Annotated in this window: 11 protein-coding genes; 5 read left to right on the forward strand and 6 right to left on the reverse strand. The window is 68.1% G+C overall.

All coding sequences use genetic code 11. From position 1 onward, the window contains the following. The 4 genes from VNN10_02640 to VNN10_02655 form a co-directional block, all read right to left on the reverse strand. Positions 1 to 618, reverse strand: a 618-nt coding sequence (locus VNN10_02640; protein ID HXH20899.1) for a DUF72 domain-containing protein, incomplete at its 3' end; no start/stop codon positions are given. A gap of 56 nt (positions 619 to 674) precedes the next feature. After that, positions 675 to 1,250, reverse strand: a complete 576-nt coding sequence (locus tag VNN10_02645) for a hypothetical protein (protein ID HXH20900.1) — start codon at positions 1,248 to 1,250, stop codon at positions 675 to 677. Further along, the gene (locus VNN10_02650; protein HXH20901.1) at positions 1,247 to 2,035 is read right to left on the reverse strand and encodes an alpha/beta hydrolase; all 789 of its coding nucleotides are present in this window, start codon (positions 2,033 to 2,035) and stop codon (positions 1,247 to 1,249) included. Before VNN10_02650 ends, VNN10_02645 begins: the two co-directional genes overlap by 4 nt. Positions 2,036 to 2,198: 163 nt before the next feature. Continuing rightward, on the reverse strand, positions 2,199 to 3,101 hold the full coding sequence (locus VNN10_02655) for a mechanosensitive ion channel family protein (protein HXH20902.1): 903 nt from the start codon (positions 3,099 to 3,101) through the stop codon (positions 2,199 to 2,201). Between the two features lie 105 nt (positions 3,102 to 3,206). On the opposite strand from VNN10_02655, the gene VNN10_02660 reads away from it, so the two are divergent. Beyond that, positions 3,207 to 4,583 carry an aspartate aminotransferase family protein gene (locus VNN10_02660; protein HXH20903.1) on the forward strand — a complete coding sequence of 459 codons (1,377 nt, stop codon included), beginning with the start codon at positions 3,207 to 3,209 and terminating at the stop codon, positions 4,581 to 4,583. 193 nt (positions 4,584 to 4,776) lie between these two features. Here VNN10_02660 and VNN10_02665 read toward each other — a convergent pair whose 3' ends face one another. Continuing rightward, positions 4,777 to 6,165, reverse strand: a complete 1,389-nt coding sequence (locus tag VNN10_02665) for a flavin monoamine oxidase family protein (GenBank protein HXH20904.1) — start codon at positions 6,163 to 6,165, stop codon at positions 4,777 to 4,779. 74 nt (positions 6,166 to 6,239) lie between these two features. Here VNN10_02665 and prfB point away from each other — a divergent pair. The 4 genes from prfB (at position 6,240) to VNN10_02685 (ending at position 9,891) form a co-directional block, all read left to right on the forward strand. Then, positions 6,240 to 7,392 (forward strand): peptide chain release factor 2 gene (gene prfB, locus VNN10_02670; protein ID HXH20905.1). Its coding sequence is split into 2 segments (ribosomal slippage): positions 6,240 to 6,335 and positions 6,337 to 7,392, totalling 1,152 coding nucleotides; the frame shifts between segments, so codons are not numbered across the junction. Then, positions 7,392 to 8,717 carry a peptidase MA family metallohydrolase gene (locus VNN10_02675; protein ID HXH20906.1) on the forward strand — a complete coding sequence of 442 codons (1,326 nt, stop codon included), beginning with the start codon at positions 7,392 to 7,394 and terminating at the stop codon, positions 8,715 to 8,717. Before prfB ends, VNN10_02675 begins: the two co-directional genes overlap by 1 nt. A 104-nt stretch (positions 8,718 to 8,821) precedes the next feature. Then, a complete protein-coding gene (locus VNN10_02680) occupies positions 8,822 to 9,355 on the forward strand; it encodes a DinB family protein (GenBank protein HXH20907.1) in 534 nt (177 codons plus the stop codon). Next, complete coding sequence (locus tag VNN10_02685; GenBank protein ID HXH20908.1) at positions 9,352 to 9,891, forward strand: DinB family protein; 540 nt, start codon at positions 9,352 to 9,354, stop codon at positions 9,889 to 9,891. Before VNN10_02680 ends, VNN10_02685 begins: the two co-directional genes overlap by 4 nt. 95 nt (positions 9,892 to 9,986) lie before the next feature. Here VNN10_02685 and VNN10_02690 read toward each other — a convergent pair whose 3' ends face one another. Next, complete coding sequence (locus tag VNN10_02690; protein HXH20909.1) at positions 9,987 to 11,360, reverse strand: inositol-3-phosphate synthase; 1,374 nt, start codon at positions 11,358 to 11,360, stop codon at positions 9,987 to 9,989. Between the last annotated feature and the right edge of the window lie 143 nt (positions 11,361 to 11,503).

Genomic DNA, 11,503 nt, shown 5'->3' on the forward strand with positions numbered 1-11,503 from the left:
GAGGCGGCGCGCCCAAACGCCCAGGCACTCTTGCGTATAGCACGATTGAGGCGACGCCCTGCCCCAGTGCAGGCGGACGTAACCCCAGTCCGCCGTCTTCCAGTCGGCGGTCGCTAACGCCTCGCCCCTGTCGGCGAGGCAGAGGGCGGCGCCCCGGTCGGCGAGCGCCTGCCGTACGTCTTCCCTGCGCCAGGAGTCGTCACGGAACTCCACGGCGAGCCTCACGGCCCGAGGAAACGCCTGCAGTGCGTCCTGGAGACGAGCCACATCGGCCTTCATTCGCGGCGGCAGCTGCAGCAGCACGGGCCCCAGCTTGCCGTCGAGTCCGCGCGCAACCTCCATGAACCGGTCGACCGGGTCCTTTGGGTCGCGCAAGCGTTTCAAGTGGGTCAGGTAGCGGCTCATCTTCAGGGCGAAGACGAACCCTTCGGGGGTCCTGGCGCACCAGTCCTCGAAGACGGCGCGCCGCGGCAGGCTGTAAAACGTGTTGTTGACCTCCACCGTCTGGAAGCGCGCGGCGTAATGCTCCAGCCACTCGCGCTGCGGCAACCTGGGCGGATAGAACGCCCCGCGCCAGTGCCTGTACTGCCAGCCGGAAGTCCCGATGTAGACCGTCATGTCCCCCAACCTAGCGCAAGCAGGCTTTCGTGCGCGGGGGACGAAGGGCGCCGGGGCTACAGGGCCCGCCCGTCATCCCTGGCGAGGAGGGCGCCTATGGCGTCCGGCTCGCGGCCGGACTTGTCGAACCGCGTGCCGGCGTTCGACTGCACGGCAGACTGCATGAGGAAGGCCGAAGCCTGCACCAGGACCAGGGACACGAAGCCAACGACGGCAGCAAATGCCACTGCCGCCCCGGCCGTGACCACCGGCTCGCCGTTTTCCAGCAAGTGCGTATAGGAGGACTCCTTCGGCAGGCGGAGGGCCAGCAGGACGTTGAGCGCCGCGAAGGCCGCCGACGTCAGGGCCGCGAAGGGCAGCTGCCAGGCCGAGACGCTAACCGGCCGGCGCGTAAGCCGGACGAGGCCGCGCAGCAGGAAGAGGTTCGGCGTGCCGGTGGCGAAGACCGCGATCAGGCCTGCCACAGTCGGGGTCCAGTCCGGGAACTGCAGGATCTCCGCCGCGCCCCAGGCCCTGAGCGACTGGACGGCCAGGAAGGCCGCGCTCAGGACGACGAGCCCCGGTATCGAGCACACCAGGACGCGGGCCGTGAATGACGGCGGCCGCTCGACAGCAGCCCCGGCGGCGCTCACTTGGCGCTCGCCCTCTCTACCGCTTCGAAGAAGCTGGCGACGATCTCGTTGAACGCGTCCGCCTTCTCGAAGTAGACGCTGTGGCCGGCGCCCGCGACTTCGGCGAAGCGCGCGCCCGGTATCAAGGAAGCGGCGTGCCTGATGATCTGCGGCGAGACTATCGCGTCCTTCTCGCCCACCACGAACTGCACCGGCACGCGCAGCGCCGCAAGCTTCTCGGTAGTCGCGACGTAGCGGGCGTCGCGTTCGCCGGCTGGTTGGGGGCGCGGCGGGTTCAGGGCCATGATCGAGTCGTACAAGAAGGCCATGTGCGGCCGCTCCACGCGCAGCTCCGGGGCGTAAGCGCGGCCGGCGAGGCCCTGCGGCTGGCCCTGGCTTTCCTGGAACTGCTGGCGCATCTGCGTCAGCGTCTCATCCGACATCGCGCCCGTTGTGTCGGCCATGACAAGCGCCTTGACCCGCTCCGGATAGGCGACCGTGAACCCCATGCAGGTGCCACCACCCATGGACTGCGCCACGAGGTAGGCGCGCTCGATCCCCAGGTGGTCCATCAGCGCCCGCAGGTCCTCCGGGTAGGCGTTCGCGCCGGGGCCGTTTTCCACGTCCGCGGTCCGGCCAAAGCCACGGTGGTCGAAAGTCACGCAGCGGTACCGGCTGCGGAAGAACGGCACCTGCTGCCACCAGGACAGGTGGTCCCCGCCCGCCCCGTGGGCAAAGACAATAGCCTCGCCTTCGCCATGCGTTTCGTAGTACATGCGGATGCCATTGATATCGGCCCAGGGCATAGCCTCTCCCCCTGCTGCGGTAGACTTGCCAGATTCTAACCCAGCCCTGGGAGGGTTACGGAAGGCGGCAGCGCCGCCGCCTCCAGCCCGCGCCTGGCCTCCAGCCGAACACGGCCTGGGCACATATGACCACGAGGCCGGGGCCCTCTCGTTCTGTCCCCCTCTATGAGGTAGCCTGCCCGGCCCCCGGCGCCGGTGGCGGCGCCTGCGGGCCAGACTCGCGCACACCGGCGGGGCGAATGCCAGCCGCGTCGAAGGCAAGACGCAGTCGGCGCCGCAGCTCGCCCTTTACCGGCCACTGCTCCATCGGCTCGGTCTCGCCCAGGACCCGTATCTCGACTGTCGCGTCCGCCAGCCGGTCGATGCGCAGCGCCCGCGGGGCCTGGCGGATCCGCGGCCCCCAGGCGGGGTCGCGGACCATCTCCTCGCCGACTTTGTTTATCACTTCGAACGCCTTGTCGATGTCCGCGTTGTAGGGAACCGACACGATGAGATTAACGCGGGAAAAGCCCTTCGTCTGGTTGCTCGCTGTCTTGATCTCGCCGTGCGGGATAAAGTGCACCACGCCATCGAGGTCCCGGAGCACTGTCCGGCGCAGGTTGATGTCCTCCACGAGGCCGGTAGCCCCGGCAATCGTGACCACGTCGCCGCGGGAGTACTGGTTCTCGAGAAGGATGAACATGCCCGTGATCACGTCCTTGACCAGGCTCTGCGCCCCGAAGCCCACGGCCAGGCCGAAAATGCCGACGCCCGCGATGAGCGGCCCGACGTTTAACCCTAGCTCGGGCAGCGCCATCAGGAACGCTATGAGGAAGACGACCACGACCGTGGTCCGATAGGTCACGTGCGTGAGCGTGTCGATCCGCTTCTGCACCTCTACGGGCGGCTGTCCGGCCATTTGCTCCCGCACCGCCACGCGTACCAGTGGCCCGATAAGGCGCGAGATGACGGTAACAGCGATCAAGGCGATGACGGCGATCAGTAGGATGCGCCCGCCGTGCGTCAGCACGTCCTCCAGGGCGCGGTCGGCATCAAAGCTGATAGCGGTGAGGGTCAGGCGCTCCATGCCGTGATGTTAGCCCGGGCCCGGTGGCCGTGAAATCCCGGGTTGCCCATCGCGCCCGCTTGTAGCATGGTGCATGGCACACGGAGCGCCGCGAGGGAGGCAGGCATGAACGACAGCGAGTACCGCAGCCTGGTCCAGGAAGACATCGCCCACCTGCTACATCCCCAGTACCACCAGGCCGACCACCAGAACGCCGTCATCTTCGACCACGGGGAGGGCGCCATCCTCACGGACGTGCGCGGCCGCCAGTACATCGACGGCCTCTCCTCGCTCTGGAACGTCGCCGTGGGCCACGGGCGCAAGGAGCTTGCCGCGGTCGCGGCCGAGCAGATGGGGCGCCTCGCCTTCGCCAACGGCTACGCCGGGTATTCGAACGAGCATGCGATCAGGCTCGCGGCGAAGCTCTGCGAGCTCAGCTATCCGAACATGGACGCCGTCTTCTTCGCGAACAGCGGCTCCGAGGCCAATGAGGTCGCCTTCAAACTGGCGCGCTTTTACCACTTCCTGCGCGGTAAGCAGGACAAGGTGAAGATCATCGCCCGGCGCGAGGCCTACCACGGTGGCACCCTGGCGACGACCGCCGCGACTGGCATGCCGCCTTTCTGGCGTGGCTTCGGCCCGCTCGACCCGACCTTCATCCGCGCCGGCACCAACTACTGCTACCACTGCGAGTGGAACAAGACCTACCCCGGCTGCGGCCTGGACTGCGCAGTGGCCATCGAGGACACGATCATCCGTGAGGGGCCCGATACGGTCGCGGCCATCATCGCCGAGCCCGTGCACGGTGCGGGCGGAGTCATCCCCCCCGTGCCCGAGTACTTCCCCAAGCTGCGCGAGATCTGCAACCGCCACGACGTACTGCTCATCGCCGACGAGGTCATCACCGGCTTCGGGCGGACCGGCAAGTGGTTCGCCCTCGAGCACTGGGGCGTCCAACCGGACATCGTCACTTTCGCCAAGGCAGTCACGAGCGCGTACATTCCCCTCTCCGGCGCCATCGTCTCGAAGGAAATCCACCGGACCATGCTCGAGGCGCCGCCGGACATCCGTTTCATGCACGGCTACACGAACTCGGCCCATCCCACCGCCTGCGCCGTGGGGCTGCGAAACCTGCAGATCATCGAGGACGAAGGCCTGGTCGAAAACGCCGCCGTCATGGGAGAACGGCTGCTTCGAGGCCTGCGGCCGCTGCTGGAAGAGGACGGCGTCGGCGACGTGCGCGGCCTCGGCCTGATCGCCGGTGTGGAGCTTGTCGACGACAAGGAGAAGCGCCGGCCCTTTCCGGTCCAGTTCAACATCGGCGGCCGCCTGAACGCCGCCTGCCGCGAGCGGGGCCTCATCAGCCGTAACCGCAACGACAGCTACTTGCTCGCGCCGCCCCTCGTGATCACCGCTGACCAGGTCGACCGCATCGTCGATATCGTGCGCGAGTCCGTCCGCGAGGTAGTCGGGTGGGCGCGCAGGCAGAAGCTCGAGCCGTAAGGGCGAGCATCAGGAGCGGTAGCGGCCGGCCCGGGGCATCCTTTCTGCAGTGCGTCCGCGGCCGGTGCGCGCGGCGGGGCACGGCGCCGCACCCGGCTCCCGAAAGAAGCGTCCAGGTCCGGCGCTGCCGACGGGCAGGAGGTACGCCGCGCGGTCACGGCCACGGGGCCCGGTAGCTGCGCTGGCTGGCCCGTCAGCTCCTGAAGCTGAGCGCGTGGATCTCCGAAGCCGCCCGGAGGCCCGACTCGATCGCGCCCTGGATCCAGGCGTGGTACAGCGAGGCGTGTTCGCCGGCGAAGAAGATGCGGCCCTCGGGCGCCACGATGTCCTTGTAGAGGCGGGTTTGCTGGCCGGGGTCGAACAGGGCGAAGGCGCCGCCCGCGTACTCGTCGTCGTGCCACACCTTCGAAGCGCCGACCTCGAACTCGGCGGGGGCAGATGGGTGGAGCAGGGCGAGGTCCTCCAGGGCCTCCGTGATGCGCTGGTCCGGGGGCAGCGAGCCCCAACGCTGGGCATCGTCGCCCCAGGTGTAGCTGGCGAGCAGGACGCCGCGGCCCGTCTCGCGCCCGTGGTCCGGGTAGTAAGTGGCGCGGATCGGAAGGTCGCTGACGCTACCGCCGCCGAAGATGCCCTCGTCCTCCTCCCAGAACCGGCGCCGGAACTGCATCAGTATCTTCGCCGAGGCGTCGTAATGAAGCTGACGGATGGCGCGCTGCTTGCCGGAGGAGAAAGGCTTCAGGACCTCGATGTGCCGGAGCACGGGGAACGGCAGCGTCACGATGGCATAGTCGCCCGACTCCGAGGCCCGGCCGGCCGCGGTCCGGTAGTGCAACGTCACCCCGTCCGGTGACTGGTCGATGGCGACCACGGCGGCCCCGTAACGGATGCGCGGCCCCAGCTCCGGCAGGAAGGCGCGCGGCAGCAGGTCCATCCCGCCCACGATCTCCACCAGGTCGGTGTAATACCCGCCGACCTCCTCGCGCAGCAGCTCGAGGAAGGAGGAGTTCATGAGCGCCTCCTGCTGTGAGAGAAGGCCAAACAGCTCGATGTCATCTTCGCGCCAGCCCTGCGAGTCGAGGAACTCGCGCACCGAAAACTCGTCGTACTCGAGCGCTATCTGCGCCCAGGCGCCGGCGTTACCGGCCAGGCGCTCGCGAAAGGGCGCCAGGGCCGCATCCCAGAGCGCCAGGACGGAGTCGTCGCCTCGGAACTCGCGGTAGCGCTGCCTGACCCCGCCGATGTGCACGTAGGCGTCCGGGTTCGAGGACGTGAATGGGGCCGTTTCCAGCCCGAACTTCGCGACGTAGGCCATAGTGAGGTGGTGGCAGCGCGGCAGGCGCATTGCGCCAGCCTCGGCGTAGAGCCCCTCGCTGAACGGCGCCCGCAGCGTCTCGATCCGGCCGCCGACGCGCTGCCGCGCTTCGAGCACCGTAACTTCGTGTCCAGCGCGCGCCAGCTCGCGGGCCGCGCTCAGCCCGGCCATGCCAGCGCCCGCGATCACGACACGCAGGCGCCTCGCCGCCGCCGGCCGCAAGCCTTCTTCGATGATTCGCAGGTAAGGGTCCGTCTGCCCTTGCACCATGGCGGCCAGAGTCTATCAGAGGGCTCCCACCCCGCGGTCGGACGCCGCTCGGGTTACCTGACGGGCTTGTTAGAATGAGTCAGAGCACTTCTCTAGAAAGGCGCACCTTGGCGGACCGCGACAGCTTGCAGCAACTGAAAGAACGCATCTCGCACGCCCTGGTGCGTCTTTGACATAGCCTCCCTCGAAGCCGAGGCCAGCGCCCTCGAAGCGCAGTCCCTCCAGCCAGACTTCTGGTCCGACCCGCAGGCCGCACAGTCCAAGATGCGCCGCCTGGCCTCCATCAAGGGCACCATCGACACCTGGCGCGGCCTCGAGCGGCGCGTCTCGGAAGCCCTCGACCTCTATGAGCTGGCCGAGGCTGAAGGCGACCGCGAGGTCCTCGACCACCTCGACGAAGAGGTCGCGGCGCTGGCCGCTGAGCTGGACAAGCTCGAGTACGAGCTCGCCTTCAGCGGCCCCTACGACGAACGCAACGCCATCCTCGCCGTGCACGCCGGCGCTGGCGGCACGGAGTCGCAGGACTGGGCCCAGATGTTGCTGCGCATGTACCTCCGCTGGGCCGAGTCGCACGGCTTCGAGGCCGAAGTCCTCGACACTACCTACGGAGAGGAAGCCGGGATCAAGAGTGCGACGGTGGAGATACGCGGCAAGAACGCTTTCGGCTGGCTGCGCAGTGAGCGCGGCGTACACCGCCTGGTGCGCATCTCGCCCTTCGACGCGTCCAAGTCCCGCCACACCTCCTTCGCCCTCGTCGAAGTCATGCCGGAGGCGAACGATGAGGTCGAGGTCAACCTCGATCCCAATGACCTGCGGATCGACATCTTTCACTCGTCCGGCCACGGCGGCCAGAACGTCCAGAAGGTGGCCACGGCAGTGCGCATCACGCACATCCCCACGGGGATCGTGGTCACCTGTCAGAACGAGCGCTCCCAGAGCCGGAACAAGGAGTTCGCGATGCGCGTCCTGGAGGCGCGTCTGCTGGAGCGCGAACTGGAGCGCCGCGCCGAGGAGCAGGCGCAGATCAAGGGAGCGCACGTCGAGATGGGCTGGGGCAACCAGATCCGGAGCTACGTCCTCCACCCCTACAAGTTGGTGAAGGACCACCGCACCGGCTACGAGACGTCGAACGCCGCCGCCGTGCTGGACGGCGATCTCGACGGCTTCATGCACGCGTACCTCAGACAGACCATGGGTGAGAAGCAGCCTGCCGGAGAGCGCGCGTAATGCTGTTCCGCCTCCTGAGCCTGGCCCTGTTCTCGCTCGCCGCGGCGCTCTTTGCGCCATCGCCTGCCCTGAAGACAGCCCAGGCCGAAGGTATCGAGGCCATCTCGCAGAGCATCCAGAACCGCTTCCCGAACGGGCTGCAGTTCAACATCTTCGTCGCCGCCCGCGGCGATATCGCGGAGGCGCGCCTTCAGTACCGCGTCCTGCCCGAGACCATCCAGGCCACCGTCCGGGCGACCTGCACTCCCGGCGCTTCTTCGAACTGCACCGCCCAGGTAGGCAACACCGAGGCTAGCTACCTGGTGCCCGGCGCGACCGTCGAGTACGTCTGGGAGGTCCGAGATCAGGCCGGCGGCAGCCTGACGACCGCGCCCCAGACGACTCAGTACATGGACACCCGCTTCCGCTGGGAGTCGAAGTCCTCCGGCCGCATCACTGCCTACTCCTACTCAGGCAGTGACCAGACCATCGACGCCATCCTTCAGGCCGCGAACGAGACCGCGAGCCGCTTCGCGGCCCTCCTGGGCACCGTAATCGACTTCGATATCAAGGTCTGGGTCTACGCCAACCCCCGCGACCTTCAGGACGCGGCCGCCGGAAGCAGCGCCCGCGCGGGAATCCTCGAGGGCCAGGTCGTCGCGGCCGACACCGCCCTCGTGGCGAGGGACGAGCAGACGCTCGACACCGTCCGGCACGAGATCGTGCATGTCGTGGTCAGGCGCGCGAGCCGGGGCTTCATCGTGCCGGTGCCCACCTGGCTCAACGAAGGACTGGCCGTGTACTCACAGCGAGCCCTCAGCCCCGGCTGGCAGCAGGCCCTCGACCTGGCCATCCGCCGCAATCGACCCATACCGATCGAAAGCCTTGGGGAGTCGACCCGCAGCGGCACGGACTTCAGCCTCTTCTACGCCCAGTCCGGCTCGATCGTGAGCTACCTGGTCCGGACGTATGGCGACGACAAGTTCAGAGAGTTCTTTCAGTCTCTGCGCAACGACACGCTGAACAACGCCCTGCGTAAGGTCTACGGCTTCGACCAGTTCGGACTCGAGAACCAGTGGCGGAAGAGCGTTGGCCTGCCCGAGGTCACGACTCAGGGGAGCGGCAACACCGGCGGCGCCGGGACACTGCCGACCATCGTGCCCTTCGGCGCCCAGGGCTCTGGCAGCGGCTCGACTCCTGAGCCGGCCGGCGGGCCGCAGACCCGCGCGCCGGACGCTGGCGGCGGCGACGGCAACACGCTCGTGATCGCCATCGGCGCCCTCACGGCCGCGGCCGTGATCGCACTCCTCGGCGCCGGCGTCTACCTCGCGCGCAAGCGGGCTTAGAGGCGGCTGCCCAAACCGCCATCCGCGCAGCGGCCACGGCGCCGCGCTGGCCGCACATGCGACTGCCGCGCGCATCGCTCCGCCCGCGAGTACAATTGCCGCTGATGACGGCCGAGACGGAACGCGAGCGCATTCGCTCCTACCTGGTGTCCCAGGCGGAAAAGAAGACCTTCGCGGAACTGCGCCCTGCCGTCGAGGAGGGCAGGAACGCCCTCTATGCGGCCCTGGACGGCATCGGCGAGGAGCAGGCCCGCTTCAAGCCGCCCGGTGGCGAAGGGGAGGACGCGTGGTCGATCCACGAAGTCCTGCGCCACGTCATCCAGGGAAAGGAGGGCGTCGCCTTGCGGGTACGCGCACTCGCCCTCGGCGACCCCGCGCGCGGCAGCACGCCGGGCCGCCTCGTCGGCCGCGCGGACGCGTCGCTGGCCGACCTGGTGAGGGACCTCCAGGCTGCAGACTTCGCGCTCGAGCACGCCGTAGGCTCCGTAGAGGGCCGCGAGCGCCTCGACACCACGGCGCCGCACGCGTTTTTCGGCGAGCTCAACTGCCGCGCCTGGTTCCTCTTCCAGCGCATCCACGACCTCGACCACGCGCGGCAGATCGAGAAGATCAAGGCCATGCCCGGGTTCCCGCCGTGACGGGGCCCGCCGAGGACGTCCGCCAACGCGTCCGGAGCTATCTCCTCGGGCAGGCCGAAGCAAAGGGCTTCGCCGAGTTGCGACCTGCCGTCGAGGAGGCGCGGGCTGCGCTGATCGCCGAGGTCGAGCCACTTTCGGAAGCACAGGCCGCCTTCCAGCCGCCGGGCGAGGGCGAAGCCGGATGGTCCGTGAGGGACGTCCTGCGGCACGTGATCTTCGAAGAGGAAGACGTCACCCGCCTGATACTCCAGCTCGCGGCCGGCCATCCCGGTCCCGGGACGATAATCGGACGCCTGCGAGAGCGCGAAGGCGCGTCACTCGAAGCTCTGCTGCACGACCTCAAGGAGGCGCGCCGGCGCTTGCTGGCCACGGTCGAGGCGTTAGCGGGAAGTGAGCGCCTCGACGCTACGGCGCCGCACCCCTGGTTCGGTGAGCTGAACTGCCGCGCGTGGTTCCTCTTCCAGCGCGTCCACGACGGCGACCACACGCGGCAGGTCCAGGCGATCAAGCAGGCCCCGGGCTTTCCCGCCGCCTAGCGGACGGCTGGCCGGCGCGAAACGCCGTCCCCCGCCCGCCCTTCCGGCCCCGGCCGCCTCGCCGGACAAGCCTACCCGCCTCTGGCGGGCGGGCCTCATTCCTCCTGGTAGTACTCCATGCCAAGGTGCGTGATCTGCTCTTCGCCCATCAGCCAGCGCAGCGTGTTCTTCAGCTTCGTCTGCTGGATGAAGAGGTCGTGCTCCGGATAAACCGTCGGCGCGAACTGCGGGCTCTTGAAATAGAACGAGAGCCACTCCTGGATGCCCTTCAGCCCCGCCCGCTTCGCCAGGTCAAGGAAGAGGACCAGGTCCAGGACTAGCGGCGCCGCCAGGATCGAGTCGCGGCAGAGGAAGTCGATCTTGATCTGCATCGGGTAGCCGAGCCACCCGAAGATATCGATGTTGTCCCAGCCTTCCTTGTTGTCGCCGCGCGGCGGGTAGTAGTTGATGCGCACCTTGTGATAGACGTCCCCGTAGAGCTGCGGGTAAAGCTCCGGCTGGAGGATGTACTCGAGCACGCCGAGCTTGGACTCCTCCTTCGTCTTGAAGCTCTCCGGGTCGTCCAGTACCTCCCCGTCGCGGTTGCCGAGGATGTTCGTCGAGTACCAGCCGCTGACACCGAGCATGCGCGCCTTCAGCATGGGCGCGATTACCGTCTTGAGCAGCGTCTGGCCGGTCTTGAAGTCCTTGCCGCAGATCGGCACGCCCTTGTCGTTCGCCAGCTTCACCATTGCCGGGATGTCCACCGTCAGGTTCGGGGCGCCGTTCGCGAACGGCACGCCCTCCATCAGGGCGGCGTAGGCGTAGAGCATCGAGGGGGCGATCGTCTCGTCGTTCGACTCCAGTGCGGCCTCGAAGGCCTCCAGGTTCTGGTGCGCCGCGCTCTCCTCCATGAATATCTCGGTGGAGGCGCACCAGATCATGACCAGGCGGTCGCAGGCATTGCGCGACTTGAAGTCGCGTATGTCCTGGCGGATCGCCTCTGCCAGCTCGAGCTTCGAGTGGCCACGCTTCACGTTCGGGCCATCCAGGCGCTTCACGTAGTACTGGTCGAAGGCCGCCGGCATCGGTTCGATGCCCTTCAGGAAGTCCGCCACCGGCTCGATGTGCTCGTGGCGCTGCAGCACCCCGGCCCGGATCGCCGCCTCGTAGGCGTTATCCGGAAACGGGTCCCACGCCCCGAACACGAGCTGGTCCATGCCGGCCAACGGCACAAACTCCTTGATAAGCGGTGTCCGGTGCTCCGTGCGCTTGCCGAGACGGATCGTCCCCATCTGGGTCAGTGACCCGATCGGCTGCCCCAGGCCTCGCCGCGCCAGCTCGACGCCCGCCAGCAGCGTCGACGAAATCGCCCCGAGGCCGACGAGCAGCACGCCGAGGCGGCCGTCCGCCGGCGCTATAGGGTGGGGCTGCGGGGCCGTGAAGTCGCGTGGTTCCAAGATGACACCTCTCTGGCGCGCTAAGGACATGAGGGGCTGGTGCCACTGGGCCGGGATCCGCCCCGTGTGCGCCCAGTGCTCGATCGTGCTCTGGCGCCGCCCGAGCAGCGCCGCGAGCGCGCTCTGCCCGCCGAAACGGCGGATTATGCGCTCGGCGGCGTTTTCTTCGCGGA

It is taken from the genome of Dehalococcoidia bacterium (assembly GCA_035574915.1).
Taxonomy (GTDB): domain Bacteria; phylum Chloroflexota; class Dehalococcoidia; order DSTF01; family WHTK01; genus DATLYJ01.

Coding starts and splice junctions, on each gene's coding strand:
- VNN10_02650 (HXH20901.1), bottom strand. CDS start 2,035: ATGCCCTGGGCCGATATCAATGGCATCCGCATGTACTACGAAACGCAT.
- VNN10_02655 (HXH20902.1), bottom strand. CDS start 3,101: ATGGAGCGCCTGACCCTCACCGCTATCAGCTTTGATGCCGACCGCGCC.
- VNN10_02660 (HXH20903.1), top strand. CDS start 3,207: ATGAACGACAGCGAGTACCGCAGCCTGGTCCAGGAAGACATCGCCCAC.
- VNN10_02665 (HXH20904.1), bottom strand. CDS start 6,165: ATGGTGCAAGGGCAGACGGACCCTTACCTGCGAATCATCGAAGAAGGC.
- VNN10_02675 (HXH20906.1), top strand. CDS start 7,392: ATGCTGTTCCGCCTCCTGAGCCTGGCCCTGTTCTCGCTCGCCGCGGCG.
- VNN10_02680 (HXH20907.1), top strand. CDS start 8,822: ATGACGGCCGAGACGGAACGCGAGCGCATTCGCTCCTACCTGGTGTCC.
- VNN10_02690 (HXH20909.1), bottom strand. CDS start 11,360: ATGTCCTTAGCGCGCCAGAGAGGTGTCATCTTGGAACCACGCGACTTC.